This window comes from Microcoleus vaginatus PCC 9802 (assembly GCA_022701275.1).
GTDB lineage: Bacteria > Cyanobacteriota > Cyanobacteriia > Cyanobacteriales > Microcoleaceae > Microcoleus > Microcoleus vaginatus_A.
On record CP031740.1, the window covers coordinates 3,969,020 to 3,991,453 of the forward strand.

At 48.0% G+C, this 22,434-nt stretch carries 12 protein-coding genes and 3 pseudogenes; 5 read left to right on the forward strand and 10 right to left on the reverse strand.

The window, feature by feature from the left end:
• The first annotated feature begins 93 nt into the window (after positions 1–93).
• Positions 94–938, forward strand: a pseudogene (locus tag D0A34_16105) (adenylate/guanylate cyclase domain-containing protein).
• Positions 939–986: 48 nt separating this feature from the next.
• On the opposite strand, the gene D0A34_16110 reads toward D0A34_16105, so the two are convergent.
• The 6 genes and pseudogenes from D0A34_16110 to D0A34_16135 all read right to left on the reverse strand — a co-directional run bounded on the left by D0A34_16110 (position 987) and on the right by D0A34_16135 (position 6,561).
• A complete protein-coding gene (locus D0A34_16110) occupies positions 987–1,259 on the reverse strand; it encodes a peptidoglycan-binding protein (GenBank protein ID UNU20193.1) in 273 nt (90 codons plus the stop codon).
• A gap of 387 nt (positions 1,260–1,646) precedes the next feature.
• Positions 1,647–3,101, reverse strand: coding sequence for a hypothetical protein (locus D0A34_16115; protein UNU20194.1), 1,455 nt, complete (start codon positions 3,099–3,101; stop codon positions 1,647–1,649).
• A gap of 263 nt (positions 3,102–3,364) precedes the next feature.
• Positions 3,365–3,985 (reverse strand): DUF3177 family protein, encoded by a 621-nt coding sequence (locus D0A34_16120; GenBank protein UNU20195.1) that lies wholly within the window; start codon positions 3,983–3,985, stop codon positions 3,365–3,367.
• A gap of 401 nt (positions 3,986–4,386) precedes the next feature.
• Entirely contained in the window at positions 4,387–4,623 is a 237-nt protein-coding gene (locus D0A34_16125) for a hypothetical protein (protein ID UNU20196.1), read from the reverse strand.
• 259 nt (positions 4,624–4,882) lie between these two features.
• Entirely contained in the window at positions 4,883–5,116 is a 234-nt protein-coding gene (locus D0A34_16130) for a hypothetical protein (GenBank protein ID UNU20197.1), read from the reverse strand.
• Positions 5,117–5,355: 239 nt separating this feature from the next.
• Positions 5,356–6,561 (reverse strand): annotated as a pseudogene (locus D0A34_16135) (transposase).
• Positions 6,562–6,808: 247 nt separating this feature from the next.
• Here D0A34_16135 and D0A34_16140 point away from each other — a divergent pair.
• Positions 6,809–8,062 (forward strand): hypothetical protein, encoded by a 1,254-nt coding sequence (locus D0A34_16140; GenBank protein ID UNU20198.1) that lies wholly within the window; start codon positions 6,809–6,811, stop codon positions 8,060–8,062.
• A gap of 170 nt (positions 8,063–8,232) precedes the next feature.
• Here the strand turns inward: D0A34_16140 and D0A34_16145 are convergent, their stop codons facing one another.
• Positions 8,233–10,311, reverse strand: a complete 2,079-nt coding sequence (locus tag D0A34_16145) for a porin (protein ID UNU20199.1) — start codon at positions 10,309–10,311, stop codon at positions 8,233–8,235.
• 313 nt (positions 10,312–10,624) lie between these two features.
• Positions 10,625–12,727, reverse strand: coding sequence for a porin (locus D0A34_16150; GenBank protein ID UNU20200.1), 2,103 nt, complete (start codon positions 12,725–12,727; stop codon positions 10,625–10,627).
• Between the two features lie 1,008 nt (positions 12,728–13,735).
• Between D0A34_16150 and D0A34_16155 the strand changes: the two genes are divergently transcribed.
• A complete protein-coding gene (locus tag D0A34_16155) occupies positions 13,736–14,680 on the forward strand; it encodes a hypothetical protein (GenBank protein ID UNU20201.1) in 945 nt (314 codons plus the stop codon).
• A gap of 143 nt (positions 14,681–14,823) precedes the next feature.
• Here the strand turns inward: D0A34_16155 and D0A34_16160 are convergent, their stop codons facing one another.
• Positions 14,824–16,944: a hypothetical protein gene (locus tag D0A34_16160; protein ID UNU20202.1), complete on the reverse strand. Its 2,121-nt coding sequence runs from the start codon at positions 16,942–16,944 to the stop codon at positions 14,824–14,826.
• Between the two features lie 147 nt (positions 16,945–17,091).
• On the opposite strand from D0A34_16160, the pseudogene D0A34_16165 reads away from it, so the two are divergent.
• Both D0A34_16165 and ltrA read left to right on the forward strand, forming a co-directional pair.
• Positions 17,092–18,298, forward strand: a pseudogene (locus D0A34_16165) (transposase).
• A gap of 580 nt (positions 18,299–18,878) precedes the next feature.
• Complete coding sequence (gene ltrA, locus D0A34_16170) at positions 18,879–20,624, forward strand: group II intron reverse transcriptase/maturase (GenBank protein ID UNU20203.1); 1,746 nt, start codon at positions 18,879–18,881, stop codon at positions 20,622–20,624.
• Positions 20,625–20,744: 120 nt separating this feature from the next.
• On the opposite strand, the gene D0A34_16175 is transcribed toward ltrA, so the two are convergent.
• Positions 20,745–22,316: a CHAT domain-containing protein gene (locus D0A34_16175; protein UNU22328.1), complete on the reverse strand. Its 1,572-nt coding sequence runs from the start codon at positions 22,314–22,316 to the stop codon at positions 20,745–20,747.
• Between the last annotated feature and the right edge of the window lie 118 nt (positions 22,317–22,434).

Consider the following 22,434-nt stretch of genomic DNA (forward strand, 5'->3'; position numbering starts at 1 on the left):
AACTTAACAAGAGTTGTAATAATCAGGCATCAGCGTTTCGGAGCGCTGTTTTATCTCAAAGCTAAAAACTCATTGGAAAACCGTTTAGCAAAAATGGGGTGGTCTGTAGAATGGACGGAATTTGTCGCAGGGCAGCCAATTTTAAAAGCAATAGAAAAAGGAAAAAATGACAGTTTTATTTTCGGACATTCGCTCCTTTACAACTATCTCAGAAGCGATGACTCCCCAAGAAAACTTTAGTTTTATCAACAGCTACCTCAGCCGAGTGAGTCCGGTAATTCGCGCTCACCAAGGTTTTATCGATAAATATATTGGCGATGCCATTATGGCACTATTTCCTGAGTCGGCAGATGATGCTGTTCGCGCGGCGGTGGAAATGCAAAAACAAGTTATTATTTACAACCAGGATCGACTACGGAGCAATTACCCACTGATCGTGATCGGCATTGGTTTGCACGCGGGCCATTTGATGTTGGGTACGATTGGCGAGCGAGAACGGATGGAAAGTACGGTGATTGCTGATGCGGTGAATCTCGTGTCTCGTTTGGAAGGATTGACTAAAGTTTACGCCGCCAGAATTCTAGTTAGCGATGCAATTATCCAGCGCCTAGACGATCCAGAAAAATATAAGTACAGATTTGTCGATCGAGTAATGGTGAAAGGAAAGACAAATGCTGTGTCGGTGTTTGAAATTTAGGAGACAGAAACAGAGCAGAGCATGGTACTTAAGCAACAAACTGCGGAGGTTTTTCAAGAAGCTCTCAATTTTTACTACGAGCAAAAATTTGTTGTCGCCCAAAAAGTATTTCAGAATATTTTACAAATCAATCCTGACGATCGGGTAGCAATGCTGTATTTCAAACGCTCTCGCAAGTATCGATCGAATGTACGGATCCCCGGAGGGGTGGTGTGGGGTCGAAACTTCGACGGAGAAATAGGGCGCATACTGCACGCCCTACTCTCTTTAAAAGATGCTTGCACAAAGTTTAAAATATAGTTGTACAAATGCCTAATTTATTCCAAGTTTTAGGGCCGACAATGCCATCAACAGCCATCTTATTTTCCTTTTGAAATTTGATGACTGCTTGTTCGGTTTTTGGGCCGAAGAATCCATCAGTTGCGACGGGATATCCGTTTTTAAGTAAGGATTGTTGGAGATAGCGCACGTTTTGATTGGCAGTGGTGCTATTATTTCGTTTCAGTGTGGGTAGTGAAGAGCAAAGAGGCAATTGAGCGTAAATTGAATTTGTGGTTTGCATGGTTTGATTGGGGATTAGTGGTTTGCAAGTCGTTTGAACTTGCTATTCCCCAGTTGTAGCTGTGGGGGGAAGTGCTTTAACAGTCCCTTTTTATAGTGACGCTGATCGGGGTAGCTCAGATGAGTGACAGCCAGCTATCCAATCCGTTTTGTACAAAGTAATTGTCAAAGGCAAACAGCAGCGAATTTCCATTTTTTATCAATTTTTAGCATCTTTGCCACCCGCCCCACACCATACCTGTAGGGCTGTTGGTGTCGGGATGGATAGGCGGATTGACGTAGGCTGGCGAGTCAATCAATCGTGTCACGGTGTAATCGATCCACTCTGGTAAAAGCTGAGTAACCGTCTTTTCTCTCTTCGAGGCAACAATACTGTTTTTAAAGCGAGTCAACCATGTGATCGAAAAGGGCGATCGGAAAAATTGGTGTGGGGTTGGGACTTTAACTTAGAAGTGATATCGTAGTAGCGGTAGATACTAGATTTGCGGCTGTCAAACAACTTGAGAATTGAATCAATGACAATTTCTGTAACTATCGGGTTAAAATCGGAAATAAAGTCGTCGGCGTTTAGATTTTGTTTAAAAAATTCTTTAGCTCGATCGCACTGATAGCGCATTTCGTCAAAGCCAACAAGTTTTACCACAAACGTTGTCAGTGGCGAGTTCTCCAAATCGGTATTAGAAGTGCTTTTAGCCCGCCCATTTTCTAATAAATTCAATACTTCCGCTTCTAAATTAATTTTAGGTTGGTAAGGTTTATCTATTTCTGGAAAAAAGCTTTCCAGGCGCACGCAGTTAGCAGCTTGATCCGGAATTCCTCCCATCATCATCGCCAGAGAAACCTCAATCCCCAAATCCGAAGAAAGAGCTTCTAGCAGGGCTAGAGCAGGCAGTTTGCACCCCAAATAAAGCTTCGCAATTTCGAGATTGTACTTAGCAGTAGTTTCCCAGCGCTGATAGGTGCGATCGTCTGGATATCCCTCAAACTGGCGGAAAATTATTTCTGGCTTGAGATAATTCAGAAAACCTTCCATCTTGACCAAAGCAACTCGGTAGTCGCGAACCGTGTAAAAACCGCAGCAGATGAGATTGTGATTGGTTTCCGGCAGTAAATTCCAGGTATTTGCCAAAAAATGGGCTGAACTATGGTGAGCAAAACTCATCACATCCCGGTTAGAAATTCGCACAGATTTTTTCACCGTTTCCCGCATTTCCTCGTCAGTCAAACTGAGGTTAAACAGGCTATTTGTTGCTTGCAAGCGGTCATAAAGGCGCTGGCTTACCGTTACTCCGGACTCGGCGGCGCGAAACGGAATTGTTGCTTCAATGCAGGCTGCAATTTGAAGCAATTGCTCGCGTTTGAGAAATGGTTCTAGAGCTTTTGCTGCTACCACAGCGCTGAGAAATTCGTTTTGTCCGGAGAAAGGATTGAGGACTTCGCCGGGTTCAAAATTGAATACCAGCATTACCATCTCGAAGGTAGCATCCGCAGACAGTTCAGATTGATCCCGAATTTGTAGTTGTGTGTTAACCTCTTTTGCAACAGGAGTGATGTAGTAGCTGACGTTAAAGTTAATGCTGCGATCGACTTGCACGTAGACGGTATCGTGAAATAAAGCTGCCAAAACCTCGATCGCGTCTTCATCTCCCCCCACCTCAAAAATATGTTCGGGAGTGTGAAAAAACCGCCAGGGCCCCATCATCGGCTGAACAATCAGTTCGGCAATCCGAGCGACTTCACTTGGTTCGACTTTTGCTTCCAGGCGATCGAGCGCCCAAATCAGCCTTTCTAAGCACTGTAAGTAGGCTTGTTTGCTATCCATCACAGTCTTTCCCAGTAACATTGCTGTCAGTCGATTTTAGATTTTAGATTTTAGATTTACTCCACAGATGAATCTGGAAGCTGGAACCTTAGTCTAAAATTTTTAGATATCCTCGACTGGAGTCGGCGGCTTGTATCCGTTTTTGGGCAACTTCACGTCATCCACCCTGCTGTTAGTTTAATTTTTTCCTAGATGCGCCCCGGCTTCTTTTATTGGGGATTTTTGAGCTTTTTATTGAAGACTTTAGCTGCCCTTTAGGAGGCAAAGAATTACTTAAAATCCACTTAATTTCCCGTAGCTGACCTCCCCTGTTTTCCTAGTCTAATTAGCACAAAATATGACAAATAAATTACATAGATTGCTAAACCTATCAGACCCAACAATCCCAAAAATTGAGGGTTTGCCGTAGGGTGAAACATTTGTTTGTAGAGCCAAGGTGGGTCTAACCAAACGCGACAAAAAGGTTCGTCAATTACCTGAATTTGAGATTTAAAGGCACAGCTTAAGAAGGGAAGTTGAGCTAGAGCGCCCAAACCGCTGTAAACAGTAATCGCCCAGCGCCAAGCTGTAAAAGCCAGTTTCAGGGGCGACTGCGGTCGATCGGCAATTTCTTCGTTTAAATCCTCCCAAAACCACAGACTAGCAGGAATTAAGGCTCTCCCAATCACCGACGATACAAAGCTCACAGGCAGCGCAGCCATCATCAGGTAAAGTGTAATTGCCAGCAAACTCGCCACCCGCCAATAAATAATCGACAAACGGACGATCGCCTCAGCTTTTGCCACAACAGCCCAAATCAGCACTACCAGCGGGATCGAAATTGTTAATAACACAGACAACCGATAATCCATCCAGACTAGCGGTTGAAACCAAGGCCCGGTGGCTGCCAATAAAAGACTCAACATCTTTGGGAAAATATACTCACTTATTTGTGACAAATTTTACTACAAAAATGCTAAAAAATCAGCAACCTGAACACGGTCTTAATGTTTTAGTTACTGCTACCTTTTCTAAGGTACTTGCCGCGCTTTGAAAGGTACTTGAGACACGATAGACGGCAATATGCTTGGATTAAAACTGTTTATTCCTCGAATCTCGCCTTCCCATCCCCCCAACCAAGGCGCGCCAGAGCAAATTATTGTCCCCCTGGGTTGGGGGAGTGGGGAGAAGCTGGCTGATTTTAACCGTATTGGGATAGAGGGCAAATCTCGTCATTACCTAAAGGCTCAACCCCTAAAATAAAATTCTCCCGCGCCAAAAGTTAGATTTCGGCGGGGGAGGGAAGGGATAGAGCTAAATGGCTCGTTTATTCGTCGTAGATGCGGCACTCAGCAGCGTCAGGATTGTCGTCGCAATATTTTTCAAAAGAATTCTTAGGTTTGACTTGCTTTTGGTGGGAAGCTTCTGCTTGCAGTTCTTCAACTGCGTCCCATGCCGCCGCGCATTCCCCGGAAGTGGCGCCCTTGACGTCACAGACGGTACGAGCGCTTTCTAGTTCTTCTTCAATTTTTTCTTGGATGTTGCTTGGGGGTGTTGTTGTCATAAAGCTTGTTGGTATGAATGTGTAGGAGAATATGGTTGTCCCCGACCTATTTCTAGGTAATGTTAGCACGCCCCTTTGTTTAGTGAGCTTGTTCGGCTAACGGCACGTCCTTAACCCAACTAAAGATGTTTAACCGTTAACGACAGACCAAGGGACTAGCTAAGCATCCGCTTGGTGTCATGACTCAAAAAACGTAGACCTCTAAAGTCTTAGGCTGGTCAACTGTGGTTTAAGTCTTAGGCTCGAAGCGAGCGTGTCTTTAGACCTGGGTCGTTGACCTTATTAAGTAAGAAAGGTTTTCTTTTTGGATGTTAGTTTGGGTTGGATTTGCTGTTTCGGTCTGGCGACCCCAGCTAATAATAGCTTGAGATGCGCTGCTGTTGGAGCAGGCCAGATAGAAACCATCCATAACTGCGATCGCAGCAGCCGTCTCTACTTCCTGCTTTACTAGCCCGTAGGCGGGTTCTAGTACACAGGCATCAATGTAGGTCAAGCCGACCTTACTTTTGATGAAAACATTACACGAGGTTGGTGTGTCAAACTGTATTGAGCTTTATCTTTTAAGATTTAGCTGAACACGGCATTTAACACACAAGAGATTAATGGGACTCTCATGTTAACTTATGTTAACACAAGAACGACGATCGAGGGAGCATCGATCGCCCCAGAAAACCGAGAAGGCCAGCGGCCAGTTCCGGTTAGCGTGAACTACCCAACATCAATCACAAGCTGTCACCATTGATATGGGCTTCCCCATTCAACGGCGCCAGCCTCTACGGTAGTAGATTTGTACCCATACGGCTTTGGTCTTACATCGCCTCCAAGGGCAGTAACGCTGGTTCCCAACGCCAAAACCCGTAATCCTTCATTTCTGATGTTGATGGCAGCATTCACATCGTGATCGTGTCGTTGCCCGCAGTGCGTACAATCAAACTCACGAACCGATAGAGCCATTTTTGCGATGGGCAGTAAAGTATTCGAGCACAGATGTGTTGAGGGAAAGAACCTACCTACTTCTAGATAGACTTTGCCTTGTGATTCTGCTTTATATTTCAGCATGGTGCAGAACATCCCCCATCCAGCATCACTGATTGATGAAGCTAGGTTATGATTTTTCACCATATTCTTTACTGCCAGATTTTCGACAACAATAACTTGGTTTTCGTTGACCGTCTTACAGGACAGTTTATGTAGAAAATCTTCGCGTACTCTTGTGATTTTTGAATGCACCTTGGCAACAGCTAGTTTAGCTTTGCGACGCTTACTTGTAGTCTTGTCCCTTTTACGGGATAGCTTACGTTGTTTACGCTTGAGGTTGCGCTCGTGTTTTTTGAGATGTCTGGGATTTTGATGTTTTGAGCCGTCAGATGTGACTGCAAAATCAGTCAAACCTAAGTCAATCCCGATGGTTTTGCCCTCATTACTGGACTCGGGCTGTTCGATGCCATCATCAATCAATAGTGAAGCATAGTAGCGATCGTCAGGCATTTTAGATACAGTGACAGTCCTTAACTTTCCGATAGTGTCGGGATGAATTTTTACTTTCATCGTCCCAAGATGTCCAGGAAATTTGATTTCAGAATCGCTCAAGATTTTGACATTCTGAGGATACTGAATAGACTGCTTGCCTTAAGGCTTTTTGAAGGTTGGGTATTGAGTCCGACCATCAAAGAAGTTGATAAAAGCTTGTGATAAGTTGAGAACAGAAGACTGGAGGCATTGTGAATAGCATTCTTTCAACCACTCATGCTCAACCTTCCATACCGGAATCTGTTTCTTCATTATGAAAGTAGAAAGCCCCTTGCCAGTCTCTTTGTAAGTCTGTGACATGGTAGCTAGAGACTGATTCCACACCCAACGAGCGCAGCCAAAGGCTTGCACTAAATGACTTTGTTGTTCAATGCTGGGATAGATTCTGACTTTGACTGCTTTCAACACGATACCTTTCTGTATCACATATGTGGAAGCTATGATATCGAACATATTCAGAGAAAGCAAGGTAATTGGTTCGCCTCGTCATCCACCCGCCCGCTGCCAATATCTAAAGCTTGTCGGGTTGCAGGCGGGTGGAATCCTCTCATAACGTGACGAGTCATCCCAACGCACAGCCGAGTAGGGCTATACTGTGGGGATTCCCGTCTGTCTAGCTAATGTATAGAGATAGTTTTATAGAGAAGTTTGCCTTATGTACACCGAAAACCAAATGCAATGGGTCAGCGCTTTATCAACCCGTCCGTCTTTGGAGTCCGCCCTCAAAGAAGTTATAGAACAAGCCGATCGCGACCTAGAAGGCCCGGCTGATTTAGCGCTGATATTTATCTCGTCTGCCTTTGCCAGTGAGTATTCTCGGCTGATGCCTTTACTCCGAGAACTGCTGCCAGTGCCCGCGATCCTGGGCTGCGGCGGGGGAGGTGTCATCGGCACGAACCGGGGCGGCCTCACCGAAGAAGTCGAGGGAACTCCGGCAGTCAGCCTCAGTCTGGCGCGTTTGCCGGGAGTGAATGTCAGAACTTTTCACGTCGGTGCAGAAGAACTGCCTGACTTAGATAGTCCCCCGGATACTTGGGTGGATCTCTTGGGCGTGCCGGCCCAGGAAGAACCGCAGTTCATCATCTTGGCCGACCCGTTTTCCGCAAAAATTAACGATTTGCTGCAAGGGCTAGATTATGCCTATCCGGGTGCGGCGAAGGTAGGGGGGCTCGCCGGCGGGGACGGTGCGGGTAGGGGCGCGGCGTTGTTTTGCGACTATCAGCTTTACCGAGAAGGGACGGTTGGGGTAGCTTTGAGCGGCAATATAGTTTTGGAAACGATCGTAGCTCAAGGCTGCAGGCCGATCGGGCATCCTTATCGGGTGACGGAAGGAGAACGCAATATTTTGCTGAAACTCGAAGAACAAACCGACGATACCGGCAGCGGGGGCATCGAGCGATCGCCCTTAGAGGCTTTGCGGGAGTTAGTTCAAACTTTGAGCGAAGAAGACCGAGAATTAGCGCAGCACTCGTTATTTGTAGGCTTAGTTAGCGATGAATTCAAGCTGACATTAGAGCCGGGAGATTTTTTAATCCGCAATCTGTTGGGAGTAGATCCGAAAGTGGGGGCAATTGCGATCGGCGATCGAGTCCGTCCCGGACAGCGCATCCAATTTCACCTGCGGGACGCGCGCACCTCCGCAGAAGACCTAGAAATGCTGCTCGATCGCTATCAGCGGGCCGCCGAGTACACTGGTACATCCAGCGCCGGCGCCTTAATGTTCTCTTGTCTGGGGCGCGGTGAAGGGCTTTACGGCGAATCGAACTTTGACTCCCGACTGTTTGGCCGATACCTCAAAAACATCCCCCTGGGCGGCTTTTTCTGCAATGGCGAAATCGGCCCCGTCGGCGGTAGCACATTTCTGCACGGCTACACATCCGTATTCGGGATTTGCCGCCAAAATTCATAATTTGTGAACTGTTGACTGTTGACTGATGACTGTTAACTGTTGACTGATGACTGTTAACTGTTAACAATCTAAAATCTAAGATCTAAAATCTAAAATCGATCGACTGATGACCAATAACTAAAAGCGGCAGTCGCCTGCCGCTTTTAGCTGTAACTAGAGGTCTGGAAACCTTAGAAAGTAAAGGTAGTACGGAGGAGTCCGACCCAGATATCGTCGTTTCTGTGGTTGTGTTCTGGATTCAGAATCACGTAAACGCCCGGTGTCACTGACACAAAGTCATTGACTTGGAAGCGATAGAAACCTTCTAAGTGATAAGAGGTGTCGCGGTTTCTGGCGACATCACTCTCAGTAACTTTTGGCGGTACACCGAAGACGAAGCCGAGGAGGTTGCCTTGCCGGCCAAAATCTGCCAGGGCCAAAGTGATAGCACCATTCTGGATCGTCGCGTCATTGCCGCCCCCCCGCAGTTGCTCAGCCTTCGTATAACCGTACCAACCGCCAAGCTGAAAGCGACGGCTGGGTTTGAAGTTAACTTGCACGCCATAGTTATCTGCTTGAGTGGGTGCTTGACCGAAGGGCCGGTTAGCCAAAGAACTGCCGGTGCCACCCATGATGCCAACATCGCCTGCGCGATTGTATTTGTGGGTGTAAGTGAAGGCCAAATCAAACGGTTTGCTAAAAAAGCCGATCTGACCCAGAGCGCTGAAAGAACCGTCGGCAACGCCCCTGCCGTTTGCGGGGTTGGGAGCATCGCCGTCGGAGGCAAGATAGCCCCCAGTAGCTCGGAGGGGGCCCAAGTTGAAAGTCAAACTTGCGCCAGCTCCCTGCGGCCCGCGGAATACGGCCGGGTTACGAACTCCAAATCTGGAAATGGCACCAGTACCCGTAGAGTTAAAGGGTGTTACCGTGTCTGCAATTTCATGCAGGTCAAGTCCTTTAGGACCGACAAAGGCTGTAGCGCTACCCATCGGGAAACGATAGTACAGTTCGTTTAGTGTGAATTGGCTGCCCTCCTCGCCGTCAAAGGCCAAGCGAGCCATGTTGGTACCGGTAGCCGTGGCGCTGTCGTAGCGGGCGACGTTGACTGCTTGCAAGCGGGTTCTGAGCAAGTCTCGACCGGTGAAGCTGGTGCTCAAGTTCAACCGCACCCGGTAGCCGAGGTTTGTGACCGTTTCGTCTTCGTCGTCGTCAAGGCGGATACCCTCTCCGACAAAGGTGTCGCTGACAGCAAAAATGGCTTCTCCAGCCAGTTTGGTGGTGGTGGAGAACTGGTTGGCTTCGAGTTCTGCGGTGCGAGCTTCTAGGCCGTCTACTCGTCCGCGCAGGGTAGCGAGTTCGGCTGCAAATTCTTCTTGCAGGCGTTGCAGGATGGCTAAGTCGTCTCTGGTGACCAAGTTACCTGTGGACCCAATTAGCTGGGTTATTTGGTCTAAGCAAGCGTTGACGCCGGCTGCAAATTCGTAGCGAGTCAGGGCGCGGTTGCCACGGTAGGTGCCGTCTGGATAGCCTACGATACAACTGTAGCGTTCGACTAGGGATTGCAGGGCTTGGAATGCCCAATCTGTCGGCCGCACGTCGGAGAGTTGAGTGACCGATGTCACCTGGGACATGGTTCCGGACTGTTGGGCCGGCAGCGCTTGGGGAGCGACAGGGACGATCGGGCCGCCCATTCCTGTCGGTGCTGTCTGAGCAATTTCTACCTTAGTAGCTGGGGTAGTAGCTGTGGTAGTAGCTGGGGTGCTGGCGACTGCTGGCACTTCAATTTTCCCAGCGGTTTCTGTCTGGCTGCTTTGCACTGCCAAGTCTGATGCTTGGGGCGACGGTTCGGCTGTGCCTGTTGCTGCCAGGGGTTCAGTCGCTGCTGCTGTGCTGGCGGGAGCGATTGGGGCTGCTGAATCGATGTCGATCCCTGTGGTTTGCAGTGCTGCTGCGCTGGTGTCTGGTTCAATTTTTGCCAGTTTTTCAGCGTCTGCGGAGTTGGCGACCGGGGTTTGAGCTGCCTCTGCGCTGCTGTTTAAAGCTAGCTTTTCTGGGGTCGCAGGGGCTGCTGCAACTGGTTCGGCAACTGGTTCTCCATCTATTTCTGCAACTATTTCTGCAATTTTTGACTCAGATGACTGAGCTGTAGCTAGCTGGTTTGCTTCAGCGGTTGCTGGAGCTTCTGCGGCGATCGCAGCGGCACTGACGACTGATGATATACCCAGAATTGCCGGGGATACTAGCAGTAAATTCCAAAAAGTTCTGTTCATTTTCCTCACACCTTCACACTCTATTCAACTCGACGAGCAGCAATTCCCAACTGGTAATTTTTGTGGTTGCTTGCCTGTTGACAATAATAACAACTGCCAAAAGAGAACCTATCCATAACTTTGGATTCACAGTTGATTCACAATTTGTTGACAGTTGACTGTTAACTGTTGACTCATGACTGTTAACTGTTGACAATCTAAAATCTCAACTCTCAACTCTAAAATCTAAAATCTAAAATCGATCGACTGATGACCAATAACTAAAAGCGGCAGGTGACTGCCGCTTTTAGCTGTAACTAGATGTCTGGAAACCTTAGAAACTAAAGGTAGTACGGAGGAGTCCGACCCAGATATCCTTGTTTTCCTCGTTGTGTTCGGGATTCATAATCACGTAAACGCCCGGTGTCACTGAGATAAAGTCATTGACTTGGAAGCGATAGAAACCCTCTAAGTGATAAGAGGTGTTGCGGTTTCTGGCGACATCACTCTCAGTAACTTTTGGCGGTACACCGAAGACGAAACCGAGGAGATTGCCTTGGCGGCCAAAATCTGCCAGGGCCAAAGTTATAGCACCATTCTGGATCGTAGCGTCATTGTTACCGCCCCGCAGTTGTTCAGCCTTCGTATAACCGTACCAACCGCCAATCTGAAAGCGACGGCTGGGTTTGAAGTTAACTTGCACGCCATAGTTATCTGCTTGAGTGGGTGCTTGACCGAAGGGCCGGTTAGCCAAAGAACTGCCGGTGCCACCCATGATGCCAACATCGCCTGCGCGATTGTATTTGTGGGTGTAAGTGAAGGCCAAATCAAACGGTTTGCTAAAAAAGCCGATCTGACCCAGAGCGCTGAAAGAACCGTCGGCAACGCCCCTGCCGTTTGCGGGGTTGGGAGCATCGCCGTCGGAGGCAAGATAGCCCCCAGTAGCTCGGAGGGGGCCCAAGTTGAAAGTCAAACTTGCGCCAGCTCCCTGCGGCCCGCGGAATACGGCCGGGTTACGAACTCCAAATCTGGAAATGGCACCAGTACCCGTAGAGTTAAAGGGTGTTACCGTGTCTGCAATTTCATCCAGGTCAAGTCCTTTAGGACCGACAAAGACTGTAGCGGGACCGACCGGGAAACGATAGTACAGTTCGTCTAGTGTGAATTGGCTGCCCTCCTCGCCGTCAAAGGCCAAGCGAGCCATGTTAGTGCCGGTAGCGGTTGATGCTCCGTAGTTGGCGACGTTGACTGCTTGCAAGCGGGTTCTGAGCAAGTCTCGACCGGTGAAGCTTGTCAATAAGTTCAACCGCACCCGGTAGCCGAAGTTGGTGACAGTTTGGTCGTCGCGATCGCGGATATGATTGCCGTTGGCGTCACGAGCTTGTATAGGATCTCCGAAGGTGTCGCTGACGCCAAAAACCACTTCTCCAGCCAGTTTGGTGGTGGTGGAGAACTGGTTGGCTTCGAGTTCTGCGGTGCGAGCTTCTAGGCCGTCTACTCGTCCGCGCAGGGTAGCGAGTTCGGCTGCAAATTCTTCTTGCAGGCGTTGCAGGATGGCTAAGTCATCTTTGGTAACTAAGTTACCCGTTGACCCAATTAGCTGGGTTATTTGGTCTAAGCAAGCGTTGACGCCGGCTGCAAATTCGTAGCGAGTCAGGGCGCGGTTGCCGCGGTAGGTGCCGTCGGGATAACCTACGATACAACTGTAGCGTTCGACTAGGGATTGCAGGGCTTGGAATGCCCAATCTGTCGGTCGCACGTCAGAAAGCTGAGTGACTGATGTCACCTGGGACATGGTTCCGGATGGTTGGGCCGGCAGCGCCTGGGGAGCCACAGGGACGATGGGGCCGCCCATTCCGGCGGGCCCTGTCTGAGCAATTTCTACCTTAGTAGCTGGGATAGTAGCTGGGGTGCTGGCGACTGCTGGCACTTCAATTTTCCCAGGGGTGTCTGTCGGGCTGATTTGCACTGCCAAGTCTGATGCTTGGGGCGAGGATTCGGCTGTACCTGCTGCTGCTGCTAGGGGTTCAGTCGCTGCTGCTGCGCTGGTCGGAGCGCTTGGGGCTGCTAACTCGATGTCGCTCCCTGTTGTTTGCAGTGTTGTTTGCGGTGTTGTTTGCAGTGCTGCTTCGCTGGTTTCTGGTTCGATTGAGGCGAGTTTTTCAGCGTCTGCTTCGTTGACGACCGGGGTTTGGGCCGCTTCGACACTGCTGTTTAAAGCCAGCTTTTCTGGGGCAGCAGGGGCTGCTGCAACTGGTTCTGCAACTATTTCTCCAACTATTTCTGCAATTTTTGACTCAGATGACTGAGCTGTAGCTAGCTGGTTGGCTTCAGCGGTTGCTGGAGCTTCTGCGGCGATCGCAGCGGCACTGACGACTGATGATAGCCCCAAAATTGTCGGGGATACTAGCAGTAAATTCCAAAAAGTTCTGTTCATTTTCCTCACACCTTCACACTCTATTCAACTCGACGAGCAGCAATTCCCAACTGCTAATTTTTGTGGTTGCTTGCCTGTTGACAATAACTGCCAAAATAGAACCTATCCATAACTGTTGATTCACAGTTGATTCACAGTAGGCGTGTCTACTTCTGCTTGAACGTAGGGGGCTGAGCCCTTATACCGCCCAGGCATCAATTCAGGTCAAGCCCACATTACATTACAGTTGATTATACCATCACGTGCTAATTTCATCTCTCGATCGCCCGACTTGCTTGAGTTGCTCTGCGGGCGATCGACAACTGGTTCTACGGGTTCGACCACAATCTGCCTCTAACTGACAACTGCCCCTAGTCCTCGATTACGCCAGACTTAACAGACAGTTATAGGTAGGATTGTGGCTGCTTGTCGCATCCCTTATACAGCTTTGTATCCTAGAATGTCAAGCTTTTTAACCTAACTTTAAACCTCGCGACCCGGCAGGGGCTATTTTTTCGCCATTAGCGGGGAACTGAGACCTAAAGGCTGGTAGATTTACCCGATCAAAACCAAAGTTCAGGCTTGACCAATGTTGGTTTTTTGATGCCCGCTGCAGTCGGGACTTGCCAGGGCGATCGCCATTTTTGAGACTAAGCGTCAGCGGGTTTAATTTCCCGCTATTTTAACATAACTTTTTTGTTGTTTGAGTGCGACTGCAACGGGTGGTGCTTGACCCGCTGTTGGCGCAAGGAAAGCTCAGTGGGTTGGCCGACCACTATATCCATGATTCCTAGAGGTTTTAACGATGTTTTGGCCTACGGACGATCGCAGGAGTTTAGTGCTAAGCTGGCGAAAATGCAGAAGTCAAAAATAGAGCTGCTGTCAGAACAAAAAACCCAAACGCTGGGGGTGAGCAAGTTATACCATTTTCGATTAAATAATTGGCAATAACTGATGACATAAAGGTTTGGAGCTTGCCTACAGTTGCATTATTTTGGGTAACTGGTATTAGTAAAAGAGTGAGGGTTTATGGAAGATTTTGGTATTATTATTGCCTGCTGCGACCAAGATTATCTGTTTGCTAAGGGGTGCTGCGCTAGCATCCGATATTTCCTGGGAGATGTGCCGATTTGTCTGTTGATTGACGGTACGTTTTCTGTGAGTGCTTTGGAAAAATCCTATGGGGTGCGAGTTATCAATCGCACAACTGTTTCTGAAGAAGTTCTCAGAAAAAGAAGTTTTGGTTGGGGCAAAACTAAAATGATTGCTTTCTGGGAAAGTCCTTGGTCAAATTTTATGGTTTTGGATGCCGATACGATCGTCTGGGGCGATGTTCTCAAATTGGCTAATTTTCAAGACTTTGATTTTATTGTAGATAAGCCTTGTTACGATTACCCGGATGCGGATGTTTCGGAATTTTTCTTTGACATTCCGGGCGTTGAGAAGCATTTCCCGAATTTTCGTTGGTCGGAATCGCGATCGAACTATTTCTGCACGGGTACTTTCTTTGCTAAACGCGGCGTTTTTAGCTTGGAAGAATACGTGGAAATTTTAGATTTTACGGCGGCAAACCCGGGGATATTTAAGTACGGAGAAATGGGGTTTTTGAACTTTATGATTTTCCGGGCGGCACAAGAAAATCGACTGCGGGTGCAGAATGTGGATATGCAGTTGTTGGTGCCGGATTTTGACCAGGATTTGCTGAGAAAGCAGTTTCCGGTTGAGTCAAGCGGGCCTGCGGGCGATCGCACTCAGGCCACGGTGATTCACTGGTGTGGGCCGAAGCCGACTTTATCTACGGGGAAAGTTTACTCGGAACCGATGAATTTTTGTCGCCGCAAGTGTGAGGAGGATGTTTGGAACCGCACGGGTTTGGCTGCCGAGATGTCGCTACAAGTTGAGGATTTACAGCGATCAATCTACGTGTATAAGAATAAGTTTAAGAAGAAGTTTCGGCAGTTGACTGGTAAGTAGATTAAGACTGGCGCGCGCGAGAAATTGGGCATATCCCTCGATTTCTCGCCGCCAAATCCAGATTTTGATAATAGTCTTTTGTCAAGAGGCTTTTTTTTACCGCTGATGTCAGCGGGTCAACGCGGGTGCACGCGAATTTTGGCTTACTCATCCAGGGGTAAAGTTGGCCCGGCTGGGGGTAAAACTTGGCGGTGAACGCTTACTTTGTGACTTTCCCGCTGAGTTTGCATTTCGACGGCGATCGCCTCAAATTCGACTTCCATGCAGCCGTAGGGAATCTCTAACTCGACACTTGCTCGGACGTTTCCCAACCCGTTAGATTTAAATTCGGTAATCCAGCGCGGCCCGTCAAGAATCAGGTAGGTTTGTCGATCGTACACCCAAACTTTCACATAAATCCGGGGCATTAATTCCGGGAGTTGCACTTGCACTTTTACGGGTCCGCCGGCGAGGATTTCGGCGCGCGGCAATTCCAAAATCGGCATCGGTACTAACTCGTCTTCGGGCAAAACGTAGGGAGTCGGGGGAGTTACTTCTTCTGCGACAGTTGCGGTTTTTGTAGCAACTTTTTTCGGTTGCGGGGGTTCGTCAAAGACGACAAATTCTCTGGCTTCCGGGCTAGTGGATTGGGGGTCGGAAATTGTTTGGCTGGTTTCGGGTTGCTGCGGGGTTGCGCTGCTTTCTTCCACAACGGCAATAGCGTCGCTGCTATTTGCGGCGGCTTTTGGAGTGGGCGACAGGGTGGTTGCTTTCAGCCATTCCGGGGATTCGCCGTTGCTGGCTAAGGAACTCAGTCGCGACCAAAATCGACTTTCGACGTTTAAGGTTTGAAATGCCTGTTTTGTGGGTGCTGGCTGGGTTTCTGGGGCTGTTTTTTCTAATTCGGGGCTGTTTTCTGGTTTTTGGTCGATCGCTCCGATTTCCGGTGTTTTAGGGGAAATTGGGATGTCTGAGGGTTTGGTTTGTGGGTCGATCGACTCTGCGACCGTTCGAGGCGAATTGGAGATTTCCGACAGCAATTGCGATCGGCTGCTGTCGGGCAGTTTGTTACCGAATGCGGGCAATTCTAGACCGCCTGCACTTGGGGTGTGACGCGAAGCCAGTAGAGGGGGTAAGGCTTCAGTGGTTGGGACTTCGGCGGGGGAGGGAGGGTCTAAGGATTTTTCTACTAGCTTGAGGAAGGATATATTTTTGGCGCTTCCCGGCTGTTTTGAGGCTGTTGGGGAGGGTTCAGCTTGATGCTTTTCTTCGATGAAATTGTCTTTAATTTCCTGTAGAAGGTGCTCTAAACGAGCTGTAATTGTGAATAGTTTGGTGGCTAGGGTGACGCCACCGCTGCTGAGAATTGCTTCTCCTAAAATTAGGCGGCTTTTGCACTCGGTTGGAATGTAGGTGACGCAGGCAAAGATGCAGGGGGGAACTTGTTCTGGCATCGGCTGCTGGATTTCGGCGAGAATTTTTGAGGTTTGGGGGTCGCGCAGGTAAATTTGCAGTTGTGCTGAACCGATGAGTTGTTTGAGTTCTAGCGCTTCGGATTCGGGGATAAGAGTTGCTGTTTTTCTGGTTTTTTGGGGAGGCTGGGGAATGTCGATTTTGCCGGAAATGATTAAGGGGCGACCGAGTTGAGTGACGAAGGTTTCTTGATCGAGGACGAGTTCGAGTCTGACGCCCGGTTTGGGTTCGGGGGTTTGGGGAATGGGGAATTGGTAGATTTTGGTCGGCTGCGGTGCTAAATCGGCTGCTGGGATTTGCGTTGGTGCGGGGCGATCGACCGGCGCTGCAATTTGTGGGGCTGGGCGATCGATCGGTGCTGCGATTTGTGCGGCTGCGTGATCGACCGATGCTGCGATTTGTGCGGCTGCGGGGGAAGTTGCGGGCTCGGTTTGGTCGATCGGCGGTAGGGGTTCGGAGGTTTCCGATTCTGCGGGCAATACTTCCAACTGAACGCCGTACTGCCAAGGTTTTAGTGGTGTTGCTTTGGGATCTGGCAAGCAGGAGAGTTCCCACAGTCCGGGTTTGAGCCTGGTGTAGGGAATGATCACGACTAATCCTTCGGGGTTGGTGCGGGCCGATCGGCTTTGGACTTTCCGCTGCGCCCCTGGGTCGAAGGAGGTATGGGTAACGCGAATTTCGATGTCGGTGTTGGGGTGCTGAATGCGAGCAACAACACGGTATTTACCTTCTAGAATTTCCACGTCGGAGGTTTCTAGGGGCAACCAGGCGCGATCGCCTTCTTTTTGTAGCAAAAATTCTAATTTTTTCATTTTAGTTTCCCCTTGAAGGCTCCCGCTTGATTCGTCACAGGTTGGTGGTGGTTGGTTGAGCGACAGCTACAGGCATTGAATTACTTGATCACTCTGTACAGACAGATATATAATCGACGAATCACAGCCAATTTTAGCATAAGCCATGTGATTGCCCGCTATCAGTACAGATTCTACCCGACAGACCAACAGCGATTGAGGCGAGCTGCGGTTGTTCGGTTGTGTTCGAGTTGTCTGGAATGATGCGCTAGCGTTTTGTAAGTCTTCTGAAAAGCTACTAGGGTACAGTAAACTTTCTGCCATGCTCACTCTGTCTAAGAAGACAGAAGAAAGGCAGTGGTTGAAGGAAGTTTCATCGGTTCCATTGCAGCAATCTATAAGACATTTGGATGTAGCCTATCGAAACTTTTTTAAGTCTCGAACTGGCAAACATAAATATAAAAAGTTTGGTTTACCTAAATTCAAGAAACAAATAAACAATCAATCAGCAGAGTTTACCAAAGCAGCTTTTTCGCTATCAGGCAATTACGTTTACCTCGCCAAAATAGGTAGTATTAAACCTATTTGGTCTATAAATTTACCGTCAGCACCTAGTTCTGTGACGGTAATTAAAGACTGTGCCAATAGGTATTTTATCAGTTTTGTAGTTGAGATAGAACCTGAAACAGTTGAGCCTATTAATCAGTCTGTTGGGATTGATTTAGGTTTAAAGACTTTCGCAGTTCTTAGCAATGGTGAGAAGTTCGACAGTCCTGACTACGCAAAACATGATAGAAAAATTAGAAAACTACAACGTAAATTAGCACGTCAAGAGAAAGGAGCTAATCGAAGGAATAAAACAAGAGTAAAGATTGCTAAAGTGCACAACAAAATCGCTGACACTAGAAAAAATTTCCTGCACAAACTCTCGACTAAAGTAGTGAACGAAAACCAAGTAATCACTTTAGAAGACTTGAATGTCTCAGGAATGGTTAAAAACAAGAGGCTAGCTAGAGCTATTAGTTTGCAAGGTTGGCGCGAATTTAGATTGTTGTGTGAAGCAAAATCCGAAAAGTTCCGTAGAACTTTCAACACTGTCAGCAGATGGGAGCCTACAAGTCAAGTTTGCTCGTGTTGTGGTTACAAATGGGGAAAATTGGATCTTAAAGTGAGGAATATCACTTGTTTAAATTGCGACACAACTCACGATAGAGATGAGAACGCAGCAAAAAATATAGATAAAGTCGGGATAGGAAACTGCCACGACTCTAAACGGACACAGAGAAAATATAAGACTACTTCGGTAGCAAATTTCGATGAAGTGTCAAGAATCACCGCACCTAATAGTCGGGTGCGATTCGTTCTCTCGAAATGAGTAGCAATACTTAAGGATGAGAGGCAAGGGAAAAAAAAGAGGGAACAATCCCAATATAACCTTGACAACTTGATAGCCATGTAGGTGAGGGTTCCTCCCAAATCCTACCCCACAGGTGCAGTGGTGAAAGCACGATCCCTACTAAGGAGACTAGCCGTCAAATTGGTAAAGCGGGACGAAAGAAGGTAGCTGACAGCCTAAGTCGGTAATCCCTTTAGCAAGAATCCATGAGTAGCGAAAGCGAAGATGCGCTTGAACCATCGTGAAAGGCAACCAGCGAAATAAGGCTTTATGCGCTGGAACCAAAAGGTAACGGATTAGGGGCTGATAAATCTGACCGTATCAGCAGCACTCCCAATAACCCGGTGGAAAGCATCAACTCTAAAGATTCAATCAATGGCTACCAGGAACGAAGTAACCTTTCGTATGCTCTCTTGGAGGTCGAAAACCAAGAGTAGGTGCTAACCGGATGCTGCGAACAGGTGGGATAGAGTCAGAAGCCAATGTCCTGTTGTAATGACAGGGATACGCAGACAGACTCACGGTGATATGGAAGATAAAGTCGAAAGTCCGAGTATATATGTCTAAAACACGGTCACAACCGATGGTGGAATGGAGACACATTAACTGGCGAAAGCTGGAACGGTCTGTCTATAAGCTCCAAAAACGAATTTATCGAGCCTCTCAACGTGGTGATGTTAAAGCAATACGCAGACTCCAAAAGACGTTGATGAAGTCCTGGTCAGCAAGGTGCTTAGCGGTCAGGCGGGTAACACAAGACAACAGTGGCAAGAAGACGGCTGGTGTGGATGGGCTTAAGAGCCTGACCCCAAAACAACGTCTCGCCCTTGTTGCCAAACTTAAATTAAGCCCAAAAGTCGCTCCAACCAGGCGAGTATGGATTCCCAAGCCAGGTACGGAGGAGAAGCGACCATTAGGCATCCCGACAATAAATGACCGAGCCTTGCAAGCACTTGTCAAGCTGGCACTAGAGCCAGAATGGGAAGCGCGATTTGAACCTAACTCATACGGGTTCAGAGCCGGACGCTCATGCCATGATGCGATAGAGCAAATATTCACGGTAATTAGTAGGAAAGCTAAATACGTGCTAGATGCTGACATTGCCAAATGTTTCGACCGCATCGACCATGAAGCACTGCTCAAAAAATTAAATACATTCCCCACCATCCGCCGACAAGTTCGAGCCTGGTTAAAAGCGGGAGTGATGGACGGTAAGCAGTTGTTTCCAACATCTGAGGGTACGCCTCAAGGTGGGGTTATTTCCCCATTATTAGCAAATATCGCCCTCCACGGGATGGAAAACCGGATAGCTCAAGCTTTCCCAAAAAGGAAGGTTTATAAAGAAGGAAAGTACGCAGGATTCATCTCTGCTGCCCACCTAATCCGATATGCCGATGACTTCGTAATTCTCCACGAAGATATAACCGTTGTTCAAAGATGTAAGGAGATAATCTCCGAATGGTTAAAAAGCATGGGCTTAGAATTGAAGCCTAGTAAAACTCGCCTAGCCCATACCCTTGAGGAATACGAGGGAAATACCCCAGGTTTCAACTTCCTTGGGTTTAATATACGGCAATTCCCAGTTGGAAAGTATCACTCTGGGAAGAATAACGGAAAATTGCTAGGTTTCAAAACAATCATCACCCCAAGCCAAGAGAAGCAGAAGATACACTACGAGCAAGTAGCAAACATCATCTACGCCCATAGAACAGCGACTCAAGAAGCGCTAATTGGAAAACTTAATCCAATTATCCGAGGATGGGCAAACTACTACTCAACCGTCGTGAGCCGTGATGCTTACGAAACTCAAGACCATTTAATCTTTTGCAAACTTAAGGCTTGGGCAAAACGCCGTCATCCCAAAAAGTCTATCCAGTGGATCATCAATAGATATTGGAAGACCATTGGCGGTAATAACTGGGTATTCGCAACCAATGCAAAAAGTGAAAACTTAATGCGGTTAAGAACGCATAGCGAGACTCCAATAGTCCGCCATGTGAAAGTTAAAGGCGAATCGTCTCCATACGACGGAAACCTGGTTTACTGGAGTACAAGAAGGGGAAAACACCCTGAAATCTCAACAAAAGAGGCAACTCTAATGAAGAGTCAAAGGGGTAAATGTAACCATTGCGGATTGATTTTCGGAGTTGAAGATAAATGGGAAATCGACCATAAAATCCCCCGTTCCAAAGGTGGTAGGGATGAATATACCAATCTTCAGCTCTTACACAAACATTGCCACGATGTAAAAACAGCCAAAGATGGTTTGGCTGGGGGTAGTATAGACAGTTACCCAAGTCACTGAGGAGCCGGATGAGGTGAAAGTCTCAAGTCCGGTTTTGTAGGCGAGGCAGGTAGGCGACTTCCTGACCTTAGCTACCTGAGTGTTTCAAAGCCTATCACCAGTGTCGGTCAAGAGGCCGACTTACCAAGGACTGCCGATCATGCTGAAAGCTGCCCAATAATACGGATGGGATAAATCTTTGCTGTCGAGTTTAGGGATGGACGGGGGCAAGGGAGTTTCGTCTCGGGAACTTCGCAGTTGACCGCCTTCGATCGTCACTTGGCCTTCGATCGCGGCAATTTGTGCTTGTCTGAGAGCTTCAGCTTTAATGATTGGAGGGTCGTTTGGCCTGTTGATTTTTAACTGCTGGTAAAACTCTGTCATCAGGGCGAGAGTCCCCGCATCGCTGACGTACCACAAGCTGGCGAGGGCTGATTTTGCTCCCGATTGCAGGGCTAAACCGGCAAATCCGAGTTCTGCTTCTTTGTCTCCCAAGGCGGTTCTACAGGCGCTTAATACTAACAGTTCGAGGGGCGGATTGTTCCATTTTAATTCTCTCATTTGATCGAGGCGTAGTTGGGTGTCCCAAAATTGAATGTAGGAGTTATTTGGGGTTCCTGGGCGGAATTCGGCGTGGGTGGCAAGGTGGATGATTCCGTATCTTTGTTGCAGTCGCTGGGATTGCAAGTTTACTATGGTGAAGTCTTGGTTGAGAAAGGATTGACCTGGCCACTGTCGGGCGATCGCGCCGAGTTCTAATGGAACTGCTGGTAGCGGTTGTTTTTTCGCCGTTTCTGCGAAATCTGATGCTCCCATTGCTAGGACTTGCACGTTTCTGAGGTCGGTGTAATTGCTGTCTGTGAGTTTGAAGGCGGGGATGCGGGAGAGGCTGTATTTTTGGATCAGAAATTGCTTTCCGTCGTGCATTGCTGCTAGGGGTACGGTTCGCAAACCTGCGCCGACACAGAACAGCAATGTTTCAATTTTTGCTGTTTGCAAATCGGTTTCTAGGGGTGCAATTATCCATTGGTAGAGTTGTTGGGCTGGTTCTAGATAGCTGGTGGTGTTGAGTTTTACGGGATTGGTGATTTCGCTGCCGAATGCTTGGACTACAGAGAGCAGTTTCTCTTGTTTGGCTTCCGGGACGCTGCGAAGAATGGGCGGGCGATCGGGTAATATTAAGATTAATTCTAGTTGGTCGGTGCGCGGTATAGCGTAAATTAAAGCAGGTTTTTTCTTTGTTTGAGCTGCTAGGCGGGAGAGAGTTTTTGATATTGCTTCGGCGGTTTTCGCACGGGCTGCAAAGTCTTGTTCAAAGTATTTTTGATAGTCTTGTTCCCAGTTTTGTTCGATTCTGGTTACGGCTTCAGTGAGGTTGCCTCGATCGAGCAAATTTCTCATTTCTTGGCCGTTAAGCCCGCCCTGGCCTGTGTTTTGGGCAATTGTAGGGAGGTTGGCGGTGTTCCAGCAGAAAAATAGTGCTATCAAGCAGTAAAAAATAGCTTTTTTAATTTTTTTCTGAGTGGTGTGTTTTTGGCGTTGCTGCTGGAATTGGTAGTGCATGATTTTGGGGCGGTTGAGGGCGCCGTTGGCGGCAGCAGTTGGCAAAAGTTGGGATGTGGGTGGGAATTTTGACTCTGCTGGCGATGGGGGCACGATTATAGCATTCAAGGTCAACCGCAAATATCTACCGTAGGGTGTGGACACCAGCACCAACAAAGTCCACGTACCAAGAAATTCGCGATTTATGTAAAAGTTTGCAAATTATGCAGGGGTTTTGCATAAAAAGGACTTACGCAAAAACCCGGTTTCTTCAAGTAAGTCCTGTTTT